24 protein-coding genes and 1 rRNA gene are annotated in these 17,874 nt (G+C 48.0%); 19 read left to right on the top strand and 6 right to left on the bottom strand.

Going from position 1 to position 17,874, the window contains the following annotated elements; all coding sequences use genetic code 11:
• The 12 genes from rpmD (at nt 1) to U0008_RS19695 (ending at nt 6,284) form a co-directional block, all read left to right on the top strand.
• Nucleotides 1–180 (top strand): 50S ribosomal protein L30, encoded by a 180-nt coding sequence (gene rpmD, locus U0008_RS19750; protein WP_004846568.1) that lies wholly within the window; start codon nt 1–3, stop codon nt 178–180.
• Nucleotides 181–183: 3 nt separating this feature from the next.
• Nucleotides 184–618 (top strand): 50S ribosomal protein L15, encoded by a 435-nt coding sequence (gene rplO, locus U0008_RS19745; RefSeq protein WP_025802657.1) that lies wholly within the window; start codon nt 184–186, stop codon nt 616–618.
• A gap of 7 nt (nt 619–625) precedes the next feature.
• A complete protein-coding gene (gene secY / locus U0008_RS19740; RefSeq protein WP_025802655.1) occupies nt 626–1,957 on the top strand; it encodes a preprotein translocase subunit SecY in 1,332 nt (443 codons plus the stop codon).
• Nucleotides 1,958–1,990: 33 nt separating this feature from the next.
• Entirely contained in the window at nt 1,991–2,107 is a 117-nt protein-coding gene (gene rpmJ / locus U0008_RS19735) for a 50S ribosomal protein L36 (protein WP_008815462.1), read from the top strand.
• A gap of 146 nt (nt 2,108–2,253) precedes the next feature.
• Nucleotides 2,254–2,610, top strand: coding sequence for a 30S ribosomal protein S13 (rpsM, locus tag U0008_RS19730; protein WP_008815461.1), 357 nt, complete (start codon nt 2,254–2,256; stop codon nt 2,608–2,610).
• 16 nt (nt 2,611–2,626) lie between these two features.
• A complete protein-coding gene (rpsK, locus tag U0008_RS19725) occupies nt 2,627–3,016 on the top strand; it encodes a 30S ribosomal protein S11 (protein ID WP_002438687.1) in 390 nt (129 codons plus the stop codon).
• Nucleotides 3,017–3,046: 30 nt separating this feature from the next.
• The gene (rpsD, locus tag U0008_RS19720; RefSeq protein ID WP_025802647.1) at nt 3,047–3,667 is read left to right on the top strand and encodes a 30S ribosomal protein S4; all 621 of its coding nucleotides are present in this window, start codon (nt 3,047–3,049) and stop codon (nt 3,665–3,667) included.
• Between the two features lie 25 nt (nt 3,668–3,692).
• Complete coding sequence (locus U0008_RS19715; RefSeq protein WP_004846552.1) at nt 3,693–4,682, top strand: DNA-directed RNA polymerase subunit alpha; 990 nt, start codon at nt 3,693–3,695, stop codon at nt 4,680–4,682.
• A gap of 40 nt (nt 4,683–4,722) precedes the next feature.
• Nucleotides 4,723–5,109, top strand: a complete 387-nt coding sequence (gene rplQ / locus U0008_RS19710; protein WP_008815460.1) for a 50S ribosomal protein L17 — start codon at nt 4,723–4,725, stop codon at nt 5,107–5,109.
• A 145-nt stretch (nt 5,110–5,254) separates the two neighbouring features.
• Complete coding sequence (locus U0008_RS19705) at nt 5,255–5,623, top strand: DnaJ family domain-containing protein (RefSeq protein WP_043489367.1); 369 nt, start codon at nt 5,255–5,257, stop codon at nt 5,621–5,623.
• A 9-nt stretch (nt 5,624–5,632) separates the two neighbouring features.
• Nucleotides 5,633–6,094: a Zn(2+)-responsive transcriptional regulator gene (gene zntR / locus U0008_RS19700; RefSeq protein ID WP_025802643.1), complete on the top strand. Its 462-nt coding sequence runs from the start codon at nt 5,633–5,635 to the stop codon at nt 6,092–6,094.
• Between the two features lie 10 nt (nt 6,095–6,104).
• Complete coding sequence (locus U0008_RS19695; RefSeq protein WP_043489365.1) at nt 6,105–6,284, top strand: alternative ribosome-rescue factor A; 180 nt, start codon at nt 6,105–6,107, stop codon at nt 6,282–6,284.
• 89 nt (nt 6,285–6,373) lie between these two features.
• On the opposite strand, the gene mscL is transcribed toward U0008_RS19695, so the two are convergent.
• The 5 genes from mscL to def all read right to left on the bottom strand — a co-directional run bounded on the left by mscL (nt 6,374) and on the right by def (nt 11,274).
• On the bottom strand, nt 6,374–6,781 hold the full coding sequence (mscL, locus tag U0008_RS19690) for a large-conductance mechanosensitive channel protein MscL (RefSeq protein WP_043489362.1): 408 nt from the start codon (nt 6,779–6,781) through the stop codon (nt 6,374–6,376).
• A gap of 129 nt (nt 6,782–6,910) precedes the next feature.
• On the bottom strand, nt 6,911–8,287 hold the full coding sequence (trkA, locus tag U0008_RS19685; protein WP_025802637.1) for a Trk system potassium transporter TrkA: 1,377 nt from the start codon (nt 8,285–8,287) through the stop codon (nt 6,911–6,913).
• A gap of 55 nt (nt 8,288–8,342) precedes the next feature.
• Nucleotides 8,343–9,635 carry a 16S rRNA (cytosine(967)-C(5))-methyltransferase RsmB gene (gene rsmB, locus U0008_RS19680; protein ID WP_043489360.1) on the bottom strand — a complete coding sequence of 431 codons (1,293 nt, stop codon included), beginning with the start codon at nt 9,633–9,635 and terminating at the stop codon, nt 8,343–8,345.
• 154 nt (nt 9,636–9,789) lie between these two features.
• Nucleotides 9,790–10,737 (bottom strand): methionyl-tRNA formyltransferase, encoded by a 948-nt coding sequence (fmt, locus tag U0008_RS19675; RefSeq protein ID WP_043489357.1) that lies wholly within the window; start codon nt 10,735–10,737, stop codon nt 9,790–9,792.
• Nucleotides 10,738–10,764: 27 nt separating this feature from the next.
• Nucleotides 10,765–11,274, bottom strand: coding sequence for a peptide deformylase (def, locus tag U0008_RS19670; protein ID WP_043489355.1), 510 nt, complete (start codon nt 11,272–11,274; stop codon nt 10,765–10,767).
• Nucleotides 11,275–11,399: 125 nt separating this feature from the next.
• Between def and dprA the strand changes: the two genes are divergently transcribed.
• The 6 genes from dprA to U0008_RS19640 are packed head-to-tail and all read left to right on the top strand — an operon-like array spanning nt 11,400 to nt 15,183.
• Nucleotides 11,400–12,509, top strand: coding sequence for a DNA-protecting protein DprA (dprA, locus tag U0008_RS19665; protein WP_043489354.1), 1,110 nt, complete (start codon nt 11,400–11,402; stop codon nt 12,507–12,509).
• The gene (locus U0008_RS19660) at nt 12,481–12,954 is read left to right on the top strand and encodes a DUF494 family protein (protein WP_025802627.1); all 474 of its coding nucleotides are present in this window, start codon (nt 12,481–12,483) and stop codon (nt 12,952–12,954) included. Before dprA ends, U0008_RS19660 begins: the two co-directional genes overlap by 29 nt.
• A gap of 29 nt (nt 12,955–12,983) precedes the next feature.
• On the top strand, nt 12,984–13,526 hold the full coding sequence (locus tag U0008_RS19655) for a DNA topoisomerase family protein (protein ID WP_025802625.1): 543 nt from the start codon (nt 12,984–12,986) through the stop codon (nt 13,524–13,526).
• A gap of 6 nt (nt 13,527–13,532) precedes the next feature.
• Nucleotides 13,533–14,102, top strand: a complete 570-nt coding sequence (gene tsaC, locus U0008_RS19650) for an L-threonylcarbamoyladenylate synthase type 1 TsaC (protein WP_043489351.1) — start codon at nt 13,533–13,535, stop codon at nt 14,100–14,102.
• Nucleotides 14,103–14,107: 5 nt separating this feature from the next.
• Nucleotides 14,108–14,926, top strand: coding sequence for a shikimate dehydrogenase (gene aroE, locus U0008_RS19645; RefSeq protein ID WP_043489350.1), 819 nt, complete (start codon nt 14,108–14,110; stop codon nt 14,924–14,926).
• Nucleotides 14,923–15,183: a DUF1488 family protein gene (locus tag U0008_RS19640; RefSeq protein WP_043489347.1), complete on the top strand. Its 261-nt coding sequence runs from the start codon at nt 14,923–14,925 to the stop codon at nt 15,181–15,183. Before aroE ends, U0008_RS19640 begins: the two co-directional genes overlap by 4 nt.
• Here U0008_RS19640 and U0008_RS19635 read toward each other — a convergent pair.
• Nucleotides 15,147–15,713 (bottom strand): gamma carbonic anhydrase family protein, encoded by a 567-nt coding sequence (locus U0008_RS19635; RefSeq protein ID WP_043489537.1) that lies wholly within the window; start codon nt 15,711–15,713, stop codon nt 15,147–15,149. The genes U0008_RS19640 and U0008_RS19635 overlap by 37 nt on opposite strands.
• A gap of 529 nt (nt 15,714–16,242) precedes the next feature.
• Between U0008_RS19635 and U0008_RS19630 the strand changes: the two genes are divergently transcribed.
• A 16S ribosomal RNA gene (locus U0008_RS19630) occupies nt 16,243–17,785 on the top strand.
• Nucleotides 17,786–17,874: the final 89 nt, after the last annotated feature.

Raw genomic sequence — 17,874 nt, 5'->3', positions numbered from 1 at the left:
ATGGCAAAGACTATTAAAATAACTCAAACCCGCAGTGCAATCGGTCGTTTGCCGAAACACAAGGCAACGCTGCTTGGCCTGGGTCTGCGTCGTATTGGCCACACCGTAGAGCGCGAGGATACTCCTGCTGTACGTGGTATGGTCAACGCGGTTTCCTACATGGTTAAAGTTGAGGAGTAAGAGATGCGTTTAAATACTCTGTCTCCGGCCGAAGGGTCCAAGCACGCTTCCAAGCGTCTGGGTCGTGGTATCGGTTCTGGCCTGGGTAAAACCGGCGGTCGTGGTCACAAAGGTCAGAACTCACGTTCTGGCGGTGGCGTACGTCGTGGTTTCGAAGGTGGTCAGATGCCTCTGTACCGTCGTCTGCCGAAATTCGGCTTTACTTCTCGTAAAGCAATGATCACTGCAGAAGTTCGTCTGTCAGAGATCGCTTTAGTTGAAGGCGATGTTATCGACCTGAACACTCTGAAAGCCGCTAACGTAGTTGGCCCACAGATTGAATTCGCGAAAGTTATGCTTTCTGGTGAAATCAATCGTGCTGTGACTTTGCGTGGCCTTCGTGTCACCAAAGGCGCTCGTGCTGCTATCGAAGCTGCTGGCGGTAAAATTGAGGAATAAGTAGCAGATGGCTAAGCAACCAGGATTAGATTTTCAAAGTGCCAAGGGTGGACTTGGCGAACTCAAGCGCAGACTATTGTTTGTAATTGGGGCGCTCATAGTTTTCCGTATTGGCTCTTTCATTCCGATCCCTGGTATTGATGCCGCTGTACTTGCCAAACTGCTCGAACAGCAGAGAGGCACCATCATTGAAATGTTTAACATGTTCTCTGGTGGTGCTCTCAGCCGTGCTTCTATCTTTGCTCTGGGTATTATGCCGTATATTTCTGCGTCAATTATTATCCAGTTGCTGACGGTGGTTCATCCAGCGTTAGCGGAAATTAAGAAAGAAGGGGAGGCTGGCCGTCGTAAGATTAGTCAGTACACCCGTTACGGTACGCTGGTTTTAGCCATATTCCAGTCGATCGGTATTGCTACCGGTCTTCCGAATATGCCAGGAATGCAAGGTCTGGTTATAAACCCTGGCTTTGCGTTCTACTTCACTGCAGTCGTGAGCTTGGTTACAGGGACGATGTTCCTAATGTGGCTAGGTGAGCAGATAACTGAGCGTGGTATCGGTAACGGTATTTCAATCATTATCTTTGCGGGGATTGTAGCGGGCTTACCGCCGGCAATTGGCCATACTATCGAGCAAGCGCGGCAGGGCGACCTGCACTTCCTCCTGTTGCTGTTGGTTGCAGTGTTAGTATTTGCAGTAACCTTCTTCGTTGTTTTCGTAGAACGTGGTCAACGTCGTATTGTCGTTAACTATGCGAAGCGTCAGCAAGGTCGTCGTGTTTATGCAGCACAGAGCACACATTTACCGTTGAAAGTGAATATGGCCGGTGTAATCCCTGCTATCTTCGCTTCCAGCATTATTCTGTTCCCAGCCACGATTGCATCTTGGTTCGGGGGCGGCACCGGTTGGAACTGGCTGACTACAATTTCGCTGTATTTGCAGCCTGGGCAACCGCTTTATGTGTTACTCTATGCGTCTGCAATCATCTTCTTCTGTTTCTTCTATACGGCGTTGGTTTTCAACCCAAGAGAAACAGCTGATAACCTGAAGAAGTCCGGTGCATTCGTACCAGGAATTCGTCCGGGAGAGCAAACGGCGAAGTATATCGATAAAGTAATGACTCGTTTAACCTTAATTGGTGCGTTGTATATTACCTTTATCTGCCTGATCCCGGAGTTCATGCGTGATGCAATGAAAGTACCATTCTACTTTGGTGGTACATCACTACTCATCGTAGTTGTGGTCATCATGGACTTTATGGCTCAAGTGCAAACTCTAATGATGTCAAGTCAGTACGAGTCTGCATTGAAGAAAGCGAACCTGAAAGGCTATAACCGCTAATCTTGGTGAGTTTGAGAAGTTACGGAGAGTAAAATGAAAGTTCGTGCTTCCGTCAAGAAATTATGTCGTAACTGTAAAATTGTTAAGCGCAACGGTGTTGTGCGTGTGATTTGCAGCGTAGAACCGAAGCATAAACAGCGTCAAGGCTGATTATCTCGCATATTTTTCTTGCAAAGTTGGGTTGAGCTGGCTAGATTAGCCAGCCAATCTTTTGTATGTTGCTACAGTATCATTTGAGTATCCTGAAAACGGGCTTTTCAGAGTGGTGCTGTTGTATAAAAATTTAGGAGTGCATAGTGGCCCGTATAGCAGGCATTAACATTCCTGATCAGAAACATACTGTAATCGCATTAACTGCGATCTTCGGTATCGGCAAGACCCGTTCACAGGCTATCTGTGAAGCAACGGGCATTGCTGAAAATGTTAAGATCAGTGAGCTGTCTGAAGAGCAAATCGATAAGCTGCGTGACGAAGTTGCCAAGTACACTGTAGAAGGTGACCTGCGTCGTGAAGTAACCCTGAGCATCAAGCGTCTGATGGATCTTGGTACCTATCGTGGTTTGCGTCATCGTCGTGGTCTACCGGTTCGCGGTCAGCGTACTAAGACCAACGCACGTACCCGTAAGGGTCCGCGTAAACCGATCAAGAAATAATCGGGGTGATTGAATAATGGCAAAGGCACCTATTCGTGCACGTAAGCGTGTAAGAAAGCAAGTCTCTGACGGTGTGGCTCACGTCCATGCTTCTTTCAACAACACCATTGTTACCATTACTGATCGTCAGGGTAACGCACTGGGTTGGGCAACAGCCGGTGGTTCCGGTTTCCGTGGTTCTCGTAAATCCACTCCGTTTGCCGCACAGGTAGCAGCAGAACGTTGCGCCGAAGCAGTAAAAGAGTACGGAATTAAGAATCTGGAAGTTATGGTTAAAGGACCTGGTCCTGGCCGTGAGTCTACTATCCGCGCGTTGAACGCGGCTGGTTTCCGCATCACTAATATTACTGATGTGACTCCGATCCCTCATAACGGTTGTCGTCCGCCGAAGAAACGTCGCGTATAACGTCGTTCCTCGGATTGTTGGAGAAAGAAAATGGCAAGATATTTGGGTCCTAAGCTCAAGCTGAGCCGTCGTGAGGGCACAGACTTATTCCTTAAGTCTGGCGTTCGTGCGATCGATACCAAGTGTAAAATTGAGCAGGCACCAGGCCAGCACGGTGCGCGTAAACCGCGTCTGTCTGACTATGGTGTTCAGTTACGTGAGAAGCAAAAAGTTCGTCGTATCTACGGCGTTCTGGAGCGTCAGTTCCGTAACTATTATAAAGAAGCAGCCCGCCTTAAAGGCAACACTGGTGCAAACCTGTTGCAACTGCTGGAAGGTCGTCTGGACAACGTCGTTTACCGTATGGGCTTCGGCGCCACTCGTGCAGAAGCACGTCAGTTGGTTAGCCATAAAGCAGTCGTAGTAAATGGTCGCGTTGTTAACATCGCTTCTTATCAGGTATCTCCTAATGACGTAGTCAGCGTACGTGAGAAAGCTAAAAAGCAATCTCGTGTGAAGGCCGCTCTGGAGCTGGCTGAGCAGCGTGAAAAGCCGACTTGGCTGGAAGTTGATGCTGCTAAGATGGAAGGTGTGTTCAAACGTAATCCTGAACGTTCCGACCTGTCTGCGGACATTAACGAACACCTGATCGTCGAGCTTTACTCTAAGTAAAGCTTAGTACCAAAGAGAGGACACAATGCAGGGTTCTGTGACAGAGTTTCTAAAACCGCGCCTGGTAGATATCGAGCAACTGAGTTCGACGCACGCCAAGGTGACCCTTGAGCCGTTAGAGCGTGGCTTTGGCCATACTCTTGGTAACGCACTGCGCCGTATTCTGCTTTCATCTATGCCGGGTTGCGCGGTGACCGAGGTTGAGATTGATGGTGTACTACATGAGTACAGCACCAAAGAAGGTGTACAGGAAGATATCCTGGAAATCCTGCTCAACCTGAAAGGGCTGGCGGTGAAAGTTCAAGGCAAAGATGAAGTTATTCTTACCCTGAATAAGTCTGGCATTGGCCCTGTGACTGCAGCCGATATCACCCATGATGGTGATGTCGAAATCGTCAAGCCGCAGCATGTGATCTGCCATCTGACTGATGAAAATGCATCAATTAGTATGCGTATCAAAATTCAGCGTGGTCGTGGTTATGTGCCGGCTTCTGCCCGAATTCATTCGGAAGAAGATGAGCGCCCGATCGGCCGTCTGTTAGTCGATGCTTGCTACAGCCCTGTGGAGCGTATTGCTTACAATGTTGAAGCGGCTCGTGTTGAACAGCGTACCGACCTGGACAAGCTGGTTATCGAGATGGAAACCAATGGTACGATTGATCCGGAAGAATCAATCCGCCGTGCGGCAACTATCTTGGCTGAACAACTTGAAGCTTTCGTTGACCTACGTGATGTGCGTCAGCCGGAAGTTAAAGAAGAGAAGCCGGAGTTCGATCCGATCCTGCTGCGCCCTGTTGACGATCTGGAATTGACTGTCCGCTCTGCTAACTGCCTCAAGGCAGAAGCTATCCACTACATCGGTGATCTAGTACAGCGTACCGAAGTTGAGTTGCTGAAAACGCCGAACTTGGGTAAAAAATCTCTTACTGAGATTAAAGACGTGCTGGCTTCACGTGGTCTGTCTCTGGGCATGCGCCTCGAAAACTGGCCGCCAGCTAGCATTGCTGACGAGTAACTAGGTCACAGGTTAAGGTTTTACTGAGAAGGATAAGGTCATGCGCCATCGTAAGAGTGGTCGTCAACTGAACCGTAACAGCAGCCATCGCCAAGCTATGTTCCGCAATATGGCCGGCTCTTTGGTTCGTCATGAAATCATCAAGACGACCCTGCCGAAAGCGAAAGAGCTGCGTCGCGTGGTTGAGCCGCTGATTACTCTTGCCAAGACCGACAGCGTTGCTAATCGTCGTCTGGCATTCGCCCGTACTCGTGATAACGAGATCGTGGCAAAACTGTTTAACGAGCTAGGCCCGCGTTTCGCGAGCCGCGCCGGTGGTTACACTCGAATTCTGAAGTGTGGCTTCCGTGCAGGCGACAACGCGCCGATGGCTTACATCGAACTCGTTGATCGTTCTGTATCTGATGCAGAAGCAACTGCAGAGTAATCTGTAGAAGCAATGAAAATGCCGGGCTTAGGCCCGGCTTTTTTATATCTAAAACTTATCGCCTTTACTTAATCCTCCACGTACTCCTTCATTTTTACTGCCATCCTGCTATAAGCTATAGATAGATTTATTTGGGTTGAGTGCGATGTTTTTAATCGATGAATGGGCCGAGCGCCATATTAGTTCAGCATTGAAACGCGGTGAGCTTGAGAATCTATCTGGTGAGGGCAAACCTCTGCAGCTGGATGATGACTCTCATGTTCCGGCAGACTTGCGTGCTGGTTACCGTCTTTTAAAAAATGCTGGGTGTTTACCTCCTGAGATCGAGCAAAGAAAGGAAGCCGCAACGCTAGCATCACTAATTCGTGGCCTTTCTCGTGAGCATCCTGATTTTATAGAGCTTAATAAAAGATTGGCTGTATTAGAATTTCGTTTGCGGCAATCAGGCATGAGCACTGACTTTTTGCATACTGAGTATGCGGATAAATTTAAACAGCATTTTGATCCTGAGTAGAGATAAATTATGTATCGTATCGGGCAATTAGCGAAGCTTGCTGGCGTAACGCCAGACACCGTTCGTTATTACGAAAAGCAAAAGATGATGGATCATGAAGTGCGGACCGAAGGTGGATATCGGCTCTACACCGATCATGATCTTCAACGATTACGCTTTATCCGTTATGCTAAGCAACTGGGTTTTACGTTAGAGTCGATCCGCGAGTTACTTTCGATCCGAGTCGATCCTATGCATCATACTTGTCAAGAATCGAAATCGATCGTTGACGCCAGATTGGTTGAGGTGGAAAGTAAGATTAGTGAGCTGGAGCTTATGCGTAGTTCTTTAAAACGTTTAAGTGATGCCTGTTGTGGAAAAGCGCATACGAGCACTTACTGTTCTATTCTTGAAGCCTTGGAACAGGGGGCTGCCGAGCGATTGACGAGTATAGATTTACGCGGGGTTTATCCCAAACCATCATATTGTTAGTGAGGAAGTTATGACGACTAGATATCAACACACCAAAGGCGTAATTACTGATAATGCTATTCAGGCTCTTTTGCATGATCCATTGTTTAAACAGCGCGTAGAGAAAAATAGCAAAGGTAAAGGCAGCTATAGCCGTAAAGCTAAACATGGCAAAAAAGGCAGCTGGGAGGCTGTAGGCAAACTGCATTAATGATGATGTATTTTACCTACAGCCTTCTGTTTTCTATCAGAAACAAAAAAGCCGCTTTATTAAGCGGCTTTTTTATTAACACCAACAAATTATTTTTGCTGCTGTTTCAGCAAATCGCGAATTTCAGTTAATAGTTTTTCTTCTGTGGTTGGGGCAGGCGGTGCTGCTGGGACATCGGCTTCTTGGCGGCGCATTTTGTTCATCAGCTTAATAGCTAAGAAAATAGCGAAAGCAACGATAACAAAATCAAAGATATTCTGGATAAATTGGCCATAGTTCATGATGACCGCCGGTGTTGCTCCTTCGGCGGCACGCATGACCCAATGGAATTGTTTGAAATCAACACCGCCAATGAGCAGGCCTAATGGAGGCATGATAATATCGGCAACCAAAGATGAGACAATTTTGCCGAAAGCCGCACCGATAATAACACCGACCGCTAAATCAACCACGTTGCCACGCATGGCAAACTCACGAAACTCTTTTAATAAACTCATAGACCACCCCTTATAAAATCAATAACACAAGCTTAACAAACATAGCATTAATTGACAAAATTCAGATGCAAAATTAACAGTCCCTAAAGCGTCCAGACATGAATACAACGCTATTACTCATTTGTATTGCTATAAGAAGAATGGGCTTGGTTGGAACAAGCGCTCGACGTCGGTAATAAACTTTTTGTCTGTTAAGAACATAATGACATGGTCACCTTGCTCAATTTTAGACTCACTATTGGCGATGATAACGTCGTCACCACGAACGATAGCGCCGATAGTTGTGCCCGGTGGCAGCTTGATTTCTTCGACTCTACGTCCGACGACTTTCGATGTGCTTTCATCGCCGTGCGCGATGGCTTCGATGGCTTCAGCAACGCCACGGCGTAAAGAAGAAACGCTGACGATGTCTGCTTTTCGAACGTGCCCGAGCAGGGCAGAAATAGTGGCTTGCTGTGGCGAGATTGCGATGTCGATAACACTGCCCTGAACCAAATCGACATATGCGCTTCTTTGAATCAGTACCATGACTTTTTTGGCACCTAAGCGCTTAGCTAGCATCGCTGACATGATATTAGCTTCATCATCGTTAGTCAGGGCAATAAATACATCAACCTGATCGATGTGCTCTTCCATCAGCAATTCTTGGTCAGAGGCATCGCCGTAGAATACGATGGTGTCATGCAAAATTTCAGCTAATTCAGCAGCGCGTTGTTGATTACGCTCGATCAGCTTCACGCTGTAGTCTTTTTCTAAGCGATGCGCTAGACCTGCGCCGACGTTCCCGCCGCCAACAATCATGATACGCTTATAAGGTTTCTCTAAGCGCTGAAGCTCGCTCATTACGGCGCGGATATGCTGTGATGCGGCAACAAAAAAGACTTCATCACCGGCTTCAATGATCGTAGAACCTTGAGGCCTGATCGGGCGATCTTGGCGGAAAATAGCAGCAACGCGCGTATCAATATGCGGCATATGTTCTTTTAGGGAAGCCAATGCGTTACCCACCAGTGGGCCACCATAATAGGCTTTTACCACCGCAAGACTGACTTTTCCTTCAGCAAAGTTCACAACCTGCAATGCACCAGGATATTCGATTAAGCGATAGACATAATCAGTCACCAGCTGCTCAGGTGATATGAGATGGTCTATAGGGACTGCTTCAGCATTAAACAAACGCTCATTTTCGCGTATATATTCTGTCGAACGAATACGGGCGATACGGTTAGGTGTATTAAATAGCGAGTAGGCAACCTGACAGGCAACCATGTTGGTTTCATCAGAACTTGTCACTGCCACGAGCATGTCTGCATCATCTGCGCCCGCTTCTCGTAATACGCGCGGGTGAGAACCGTGGCCTTGAACGACTCTGAGATCGAACTTATCCTGCAATTGGCGAAGACGATCGCTATTGGTATCGACAATGGTTATGTCGTTGTTTTCACCCACTAGGTTTTCAGCCAGTGTGCCGCCCACTTGTCCGGCGCCAAGAATAATTATCTTCATTGTGCTCTCTGCTTTGCGCTATCTATAAGCCTGTGTCGTCCGCAGGCAGACACATTCATGCTTTAATCAGCTTAGCGTAAAAGAACCCATCACCATCCTGTGCATGGGGAAGATGTTGCTGCCCTGGATTTTCTTTATCTCCGGTGGCCACAAGCTTTGCTTCAGGATGGCGGGCAAGAAACTCGCGCATCTGTTGAGCATTTTCTTCAGGTAAAACGGAGCAGGTTGCATACACCATCACACCGCCTGATTTTAAGCGTGGCCAAATAGCTTCGATGATCTCTTTCTGCAACGCAGCGAGTTCTGCAATATCGCGATCGCGGCGTAACCACTTGATATCAGGATGACGACGGATTACGCCGGTCGCGGAGCACGGGGCATCAAGCAAGATGCGATCAAATTGTTTGTCGCCACACCAGTTTTCAGGATAGCGTCCATCGCCGCATTTCACTTCGGCCTGCTGTTGCAAACGTTGCAGGTTTTCTTTTACGCGCTTCAGGCGATTTTCATCAACATCAACGGCAAGCACATGTGCTTTTGGTGCTGCTTCCAGAATATGGGTCGTTTTTCCCCCTGGTGCACAGCAGAGGTCGAGGATCTGTTCGCCGTTTTGTGGATCAAGAAGATCGACGCAGTGCTGGGCGCTGGCATCTTGTACTGTGACCCACCCTTGTTCAAATCCTGGCAGGCGTCCGACAGGGGAGGCTTCTTCAAGGCAAATTGCATCAGGAAACTGTGGATGGGCAAAAGCGTTGATTTCAGCGTTTGTCAGCAATGTCAGATATTCATCGCGCGTGTGATGAAGACGATTAACGCGTAGCCACATCGGCGGGCGCTGATTATTGGCATCAACGATAGATTCCCACTGCTCTGGATAAGCCTGCTGCAAGCGTTTAAGTAACCAAGAAGGGTGGAGGAAACGGCATTCGTTATTTTGCGACCGCTCTTTTAACTGATCTTCTTGGCGTTGGAACTGACGCAGTACGCCGTTGATCAATCCTTTCAACTGCGGACGCTTTAACGCTACCGCACCATTGACCGTTTCTGCCAAAGCGGCGTGAGGCGGAATTCGGGTATAAACCAGCTGGTAAATGCCCACCATGATGAGGTAATGCAGTGAGCGCTGCTTGCCGGTAAGAACCTTGGCCATCAATTGCTGAATATACCATTCAAGCTGAGGTAGCACGCGTAGCACCCCGAAGCAAAGTTCTTGCAGCAGTGCGCGATCTTTTTCACTGACTTCTTTGCTCAGTGCAGGAAGAGCCGTGCTGAGGGATTGCCCTTGATCGAGCACCGAACTGAGAGCTTTAGCAGCAATAGCACGCAAATTATAAGGAGTGTTTTTCATAGCGTAAGGCTGACCATTGCAGCATAAATTAAGAATTTGAATAATTACGCGAAGTTTACCGCGAATAAGGGGCTGGTTTGAAGTTTAGAGACCGCTTTGCGTCAATTTCAAACAAAAAGGGCCCAAATGGGCCCTTTACGCAATCGTAAATCGCTTACTCGAGACAATTGCCTGGAGTGAACCATTCGCGACGAGAATTCAGTAAATCCTGTGCGGACATGCTTTTTTTGCCGGAAGGCTGTAGCTGAGTCATCAGTAAGATACCTTGTGCGGTAGCCACGGCGATGCCCTGTTTATCAGCACCGATGATGGTCCCCGGTGCTTGGTTATGCTCAGCGTCTAATACTTGAGATTGCCACACTTTTACCGGTTGCTCATCAATCATAAAGAAACTGACAGGCCATGGATTGAAAGAGCGAACGCAGCGCTCAAGCTGAACGGCTGAAAGAGTCCAATCCAGACGAGCTTCGTCTTTGCTGAGTTTTTCAGCATAGGTGACTAATGCTTCATCTTGTTTCTCTGGTACCGCGGTTCCGTTGGCTAATTGAGACAGCGTGGTGATAAGGCCCTGTGGACCTAAGTCTGCCAACTTATCGTACAGCGTTGCGCTGGTATCTTGAGAGGTAATTGGGCAAGAGACTTTATGCAGCATGTCGCCGGTATCTAGACCTACGTCCATTTGCATAATGGTAACACCGGTTTCTGCATCGCCCGCCCAGAGTGCACGCTGGATAGGCGCAGCGCCACGCCAACGTGGAAGCAGAGAACCATGAACATTAATACAGCCAAGGCGAGGCATGTCTAATACGGCCTTAGGCAGGATCAATCCATAGGCAACCACGACCATAACATCCGCGTTAAGGTCAGAAACCAATTTCTGGTTTTCTTCAGGACGTAGCGATGCGGGCTGGTACACCGGCAGATCATGCTGCTGTGCTAATACCTTGACTGGGCTTGGTGTAAGTTTATTGCCACGTCCAGCAGGGCGATCGGGCTGAGTAAATACGCCAACGATTTGATGCTGGGAAGACAAAAGCGCGTCAAGATGACGCGCTGCAAAATCGGGAGTTCCCGCAAAAATAATACGCAAAGAATCAGACAATGTTGTTTCCTGCTAATGATGGACTAATTAGCCTCTGGTTTGCTGTTTATACAGCTTCTCCAGTTTCTGACGGATACGCTGACGCTTCAGAGGCGAGAGGTAATCGACAAATAATTTTCCGATCAAATGATCCATTTCATGCTGAATACAGATAGCGAGCAGATCGTCTGCTTCAAGCTCGAAAGGTTTACCTTCGCGATCGAGAGCACGAATTTTGACTCGCTCAGCGCGTGGAACCAATGCGCGATGTTCAGGAACAGAGAGGCAACCCTCTTCAATACCCGTTTCACCTTCGCTGGAGAGTAATTCTGGGTTGATCAGAACTAAGCGCTGATCGTGGTTTTCAGACACATCAATGACGATAATACGCTGGTGAACGTCTACCTGGGTGGCAGCCAGACCAATACCTTCTTCTGCGTACATGGTTTCAAACATGTCATCAACGATACGCTGAATTTCTGGAGTGACTTCTTTTACCGGCTGCGCCACTGTGCGGAGCCGCTCATCGGGGAAATGTAATACCTGCAATACCGCCATAAATTATTCGATCTGTCTCTGAGTAGTGGAATGATTGTCACTCACTATTCTAGACATTTCCGGCCCTGATTGACAGTATTGTTCACCTATTGAACACATAGGTGCAGGCTGCACAAGGGGCAAACATGGATGTTCAGGAAATATGGCTTCGACTAAGTCGATTGCAAAAAGTCTCTTTGCCGCAGTGTCTTGCTATTGCGCAGCATTGTTCTGAAGGTAAACCAAACGTTCTCTTGTTGAGAAAACTGGGGCTGACGCAGACCCAAGCACAGAAATTTCTAGCCGCTGAACATATTGAGGCCGATCTACGCTGGCTTAGTCAGCAGGAAAACGCGTTAATTGCCTGTGATGATCCTCGCTATCCAGAAAAACTGAAAAATATAGCGAATCCACCACCGGTTTTGTTTGTGAAGGGAAACGTTGAATGCCTCTCTCTGGTTCAAATTGCTATCGTAGGGAGCCGGCGTTATAGCGATTATGGCGAAACGTGCGCGACCTATTTTTCCAGTGAACTTTCAGCGGCGGGTCTGGTGATAACCAGCGGTCTTGCATTAGGAATTGATGGTATCGCGCATCGTGCTTGCCTAGAAACTCAGGGTACAACTATTGCGGTATTGGGTTGTGGAATAGCGCAGCTTTATCCTGCCTGTCATGAACATCTTGCGTCGCGCATTGTGGCAAACCATGGTGCGATTGTTTCTGAGTTTCCTCCTAGCACCAAAGCAAGAGCGGAGTATTTCCCGCGTCGGAATCGTATCATTAGTGGATTGAGTGAGGGAGTGCTGATTGTTGAGGCTGCAGAGAAAAGTGGCACGTTGATAACTGCGCGTTGTGCCCTCGAGCAGGGAAAGGACGTTTTTGCGATCCCTGGTTCTATTGAGAGTCTACAAAGTGCAGGTTCCAATTGGCTGATTCAGCAGGGCGCTTATTTAGTGTCGCATCCTAAGGATATTATTGAACAAATTGGTGGTTTGCATTGGTTACCAAGCCCTAACCCAGAAATTATTTATCCTGAGCAAGACGTTGCGGAATTGCCATTTGCCGAGGTGTTGGCTAACGTAGAATATGAGGTGACATCTGTTGACGTCGTCGCCGAACGTGTCGGCCAACCTGTGCCAGAGATTGCGGTGGCTTTGCTCGATCTGGAGTTAGCAGGATGGATTAAAGCTGTGTCCGGCGGCTATGTCCGACTGAAGAGGGCTAGCCATGTTCGACGTATTAATGTACCTGTTTGAAACCTATATACACACAGCATCAGGGATGCAGGTTGATCAAGATAAGTTAACCGATGATTTAACGCGTGCGGGGTTTGAGCGGGAAGATATATATAGTGCCCTCGGTTGGTTAGAAAAACTTGCTATGATGCAAGAAGCTGACGCTATGCCGTATATTTCATGCGCAGACCCCCATGTTATGCGCATTTATACGGATGATGAGGCTATACGCCTTGATTGTGCCTGCCGAGGGTTTCTACTTTTTCTTGAACAAATACAGGTGTTAACCCCAGAGACAAGAGAAATGGTCATTGATCGTGTGATGGCGCTGGATGCGGATCAGTTCGATCTCGAAGATTTGAAATGGGTAGTGCTGATGGTTTTGTTTAATGTACCTGGCCATGAGCACGCCTATGAACAGATGGAAGAACTGCTGTTTGAAGTTAACGAGGGTTACCTGCACTAAAGGATGCCCTAAGAATTAAGAAACTATTTATGAGTCAGGCAACATTGCTTGCGGTTAAAAATACGGAAAATTGCCCAGAGTGCGGCGCTGAGTTAGTTATGCGCAGCGGCAAACATGGGCCATTTCTCGGCTGTTCACGCTATCCAGAATGCCAGTTCATTCGGCCGCTTAAACCGCAGGCGGATGGACACGTCGTTAAAGTTCTGGATGGTCAGCTGTGTCCAAAATGTGGCACAACGTTGGTATTGCGGCAGGGGCGCTATGGGATGTTCATTGGCTGTGGTGCCTATCCTGATTGTGACCATACTGAAGTTATCGATAAACCGGATACCACCTCGATTACTTGTCCTCAGTGCCAACAAGGACAGCTACTTCAACGAAAATCTCGCTATGGCAAAATTTTCCACGCTTGCGATCGATATCCAGAGTGCCAATTCGCGATAAATCTAAAACCTATCGAGGGGGTATGTGTTTATTGCCACTACCCGCTGTTAGTAGAAAAACGGACTGCACAGGGCGTTAAATTATTTTGTGCTAGCAAACTCTGCGGCAAAGCCGTGGTAAATGAATAGAAGATAATGAATAAAGAACAAAATACATCGTTAGAGAAAGTACTGAATGCGCTAAAAAATGAAAAAGTTGTGGCGTACCCTACCGAGGCTGTTTTTGGCTTGGGATGTGATCCTGATAGTGAACGTGCTGTGCATGCATTACTCGACCTAAAACAACGGACATGGGAAAAAGGTCTGATCCTGATTGCCGCAAATTATGAGCAGTTATTGCCGTATGTCGATGATGCCAAATTGTCGGGAGAAAGACGCGCAGAGGTCTTTTCTTATTGGCCTGGCCCCGTCACATGGGTGATGCCTGCCAAAAGCACTACGCCAAAGTGGCTTACGGGCCGGTTCTCAACGATAGCGGTTCGAGTTAGCGATCACCCATTGGTTCAAACCTTATGTTCGCAGTTTGGTAAACCGCTGGTATCGACAAGTGCCAACCTCAGTGGCCTAGAACCTTGCCGCACAGCTCAAGAGGTTCGAGTGCAGTTTGGTGACGCGTTCCCTGTCGTTGATGCGGATGTGGGTGGGCGTTTGAACCCATCCGAAATCCGTGATGCGCTGACCGGCGAATTGTTTAGACAAGGATAATAGTGATGAAGCAGTTTGCCGTCTTCGGTAATCCGATTAAACACAGCAAGTCGCCACGCATTCATCAGCTGTTTAGCCAGCAGACTGGGATTGAGCTTAATTATGAAACTCGGCTCGCTCCACTTGATGATTTTCTGAAAAGTATCCAGTTGTTCTTTGCTGGTGGCGCTACTGGGGCAAACATAACTACCCCCTTCAAAGAGCAAGCTTATGAACTCGCCGATGAACTAACGGAAAGAGCTTCACTGGCGGGGGCGGTTAATACACTTAAATTATTAGGTGATGGCCGATTACTAGGTGATAACACCGACGGCATCGGTTTGCTTAGCGATCTTGAACGTTTAGGCATGATCGCTCCTCAGGCAAAAGTTTTGCTGTTAGGGGCCGGCGGTGCCGCTCGAGGTGTAATCCAGCCGATTCTCTCTTTAGATTGTGATCTCACGATAGCGAATAGAACCGATAGCCGGGCTCAAGAGCTGGCAAGCGTGTTTAGCCATTTGGGAAATATAGACGCCGTGGAGTTTGGCGCGCTATCAACAAGGCGCTTTGATCTCATCATCAATGCTACAGCTTCGGGTATTCACGGTGAAATCCCGCAAATACCCGAAGCCGTCATTAATGAGCACACGGCCTGCTATGACATGTTCTATCAGAAAGGACTTACACCTTTCTTAGCTTGGGCAAAAGCACAAGGCGCGGGTCAGCTAGCCGATGGGTTTGGCATGCTGGTGGGGCAGGCTGCTCATGCATTCTTATTGTGGAATGATGTAATGCCTGAAATCTCACCGGTGCTGCAAATCATGCGTGAAGAATCGGCGTTATGAATCAAGCGATACAGTTTCCCGATCAAGAAGAATGGGATGCGAATAAGAGAGCCGTATTATTCCCTGCAACACTAAACGGTTTTCAAATATGTTGTGCTATCTATATAGAAGAACTTCAACGCATGTCAGAGGAGCGACAGAATGTTGATCCTCTCGTTCTTTTTAGATCGCTACGCTGGGATCTTGAAGATATAGCAGAACACAAGATCCTGAATGAAGATTATAGCGATGATGGCTGGGTATGGATCTCTGGTTGAGAGAGATAATCGTCTTTCCAACGGACATAGTTATTCGCTGAATATAGCAACCCTGCTTTCTCTTCCTCCGTTAATGGGCGAATTTGGCGAGCAGGGCTACCAAAATACATATACCCACTCTCCAAGCGTTTACCTGGCGAAACTAAACTCCCTGCACCAATGATCACATCGTTTTCTACTATTGCACCATCCAAGATGATGCTCCCCATACCAACCAGCACTCTATCTCCAAGGGTACAGCCGTGAAGCATGACTTTATGACCTACGGTGACATCCTCGCCAATAATCGTAGGTAAGCCTTCAGGGCTGTTTGCCGATTTATGGGTGACGTGAATAACTGTCCCATCCTGAATATTGGAACGCGCACCAATGGAAACAGAGTTAACATCTCCTCGGATCGCGACCAGAGGCCAGATACTGACGTCGTCTGCCAGATCTACTGCACCAATTATTGTGCTGGTGGGATCAATAAAGACGCGATTTGCGATCTTTGGATGTAAAGAGAGATAGGGACGAATAGAAAAAGACATAAAAAGAGCGCCAAAAGAAAGATGGATACACCCAATACTATCGCGCAGAAGTGAAAACTCAACTGATGGATCCTTATATCTGTGGATAAGTTTGTGCACAAATGGGTATAAAGCGGGGTTTTGCTGTGGAATGCAGCAAACGATCAATTTAATGAAAATTAGGGGTTGTCAGCCCGCGAGAACTCCCTATAATGCGCCTCCATCGACACGGAACATGTGAATCACTTCACACCGTATCGGCGGTTTCGATAAGAAATCGCAAGAGAAAAAATCCTGAAATTTAGGGTTGACTCTGAAAGAGGAAAGCGTATTATACGCCACCTCGAGTTAGCAAGCTTAGTCTCCTAACTCACTGCTCTTTAACAATTTATCAGACAATCTGTGTGGGCACTCACAAGACAATATCTAACGTCCTCGGACGATAAAATATTAAAGTCTTGAAGAGTGACCAAGCAGTAATTCATTTAGTGAATTATTACGAAAGTTAATTTTCGAGCATCGCTTCACTTGTTGAAGCAAATCAAGCTTTTAATTGAAGAGTTTGATCATGGCTCAGATTGAACGCTGGCGGCAGGCCTAACACATGCAAGTCGAGCGGTAGCACAAGAGAGCTTGCTCTCTGGGTGACGAGCGGCGGACGGGTGAGTAATGTCTGGGAAACTGCCTGATGGAGGGGGATAACTACTGGAAACGGTAGCTAATACCGCATGACGTCTTCGGACCAAAGTGGGGGACCTTCGGGCCTCACGCCATCAGATGTGCCCAGATGGGATTAGCTAGTAGGTGGGGTAATGGCTCACCTAGGCGACGATCTCTAGCTGGTCTGAGAGGATGACCAGCCACACTGGAACTGAGACACGGTCCAGACTCCTACGGGAGGCAGCAGTGGGGAATATTGCACAATGGGCGCAAGCCTGATGCAGCCATGCCGCGTGTATGAAGAAGGCCTTCGGGTTGTAAAGTACTTTCAGCGAGGAGGAAGGCATTGTGGTTAATAACCGCAGTGATTGACGTTACTCGCAGAAGAAGCACCGGCTAACTCCGTGCCAGCAGCCGCGGTAATACGGAGGGTGCAAGCGTTAATCGGAATTACTGGGCGTAAAGCGCACGCAGGCGGTTTGTTAAGTCAGATGTGAAATCCCCGAGCTTAACTTGGGAACTGCATTTGAAACTGGCAAGCTAGAGTCTTGTAGAGGGGGGTAGAATTCCAGGTGTAGCGGTGAAATGCGTAGAGATCTGGAGGAATACCGGTGGCGAAGGCGGCCCCCTGGACAAAGACTGACGCTCAGGTGCGAAAGCGTGGGGAGCAAACAGGATTAGATACCCTGGTAGTCCACGCTGTAAACGATGTCGACTTGGAGGTTGTGCCCTTGAGGCGTGGCTTCCGGAGCTAACGCGTTAAGTCGACCGCCTGGGGAGTACGGCCGCAAGGTTAAAACTCAAATGAATTGACGGGGGCCCGCACAAGCGGTGGAGCATGTGGTTTAATTCGATGCAACGCGAAGAACCTTACCTACTCTTGACATCCAGAGAATTTAGCAGAGATGCTTTAGTGCCTTCGGGAACTCTGAGACAGGTGCTGCATGGCTGTCGTCAGCTCGTGTTGTGAAATGTTGGGTTAAGTCCCGCAACGAGCGCAACCCTTATCCTTTGTTGCCAGCACGTAATGGTGGGAACTCAAAGGAGACTGCCGGTGATAAACCGGAGGAAGGTGGGGATGACGTCAAGTCATCATGGCCCTTACGAGTAGGGCTACACACGTGCTACAATGGCATATACAAAGAGAAGCGAACTCGCGAGAGCAAGCGGACCTCATAAAGTATGTCGTAGTCCGGATTGGAGTCTGCAACTCGACTCCATGAAGTCGGAATCGCTAGTAATCGTAGATCAGAATGCTACGGTGAATACGTTCCCGGGCCTTGTACACACCGCCCGTCACACCATGGGAGTGGGTTGCAAAAGAAGTAGGTAGCTTAACCTTCGGGAGGGCGCTTACCACTTTGTGATTCATGACTGGGGTGAAGTCGTAACAAGGTAACCGTAGGGGAACCTGCGGTTGGATCACCTCCTTACCTAAAGATAGCGTTAAGTGCAGTGTCCACACAGATTGTCTGATGAAATTAATGAGCAAGAGCACCTGTTGATGTTGTGAGTTTTTAAG

This window comes from Hafnia alvei, assembly GCF_034424155.1.
GTDB classification, from domain to species: Bacteria; Pseudomonadota; Gammaproteobacteria; order Enterobacterales; family Enterobacteriaceae; genus Hafnia; species Hafnia alvei.
Note: the sequence above shows the minus strand (reverse complement) of the source record. Positions and strands in the feature narration are given on the sequence as shown.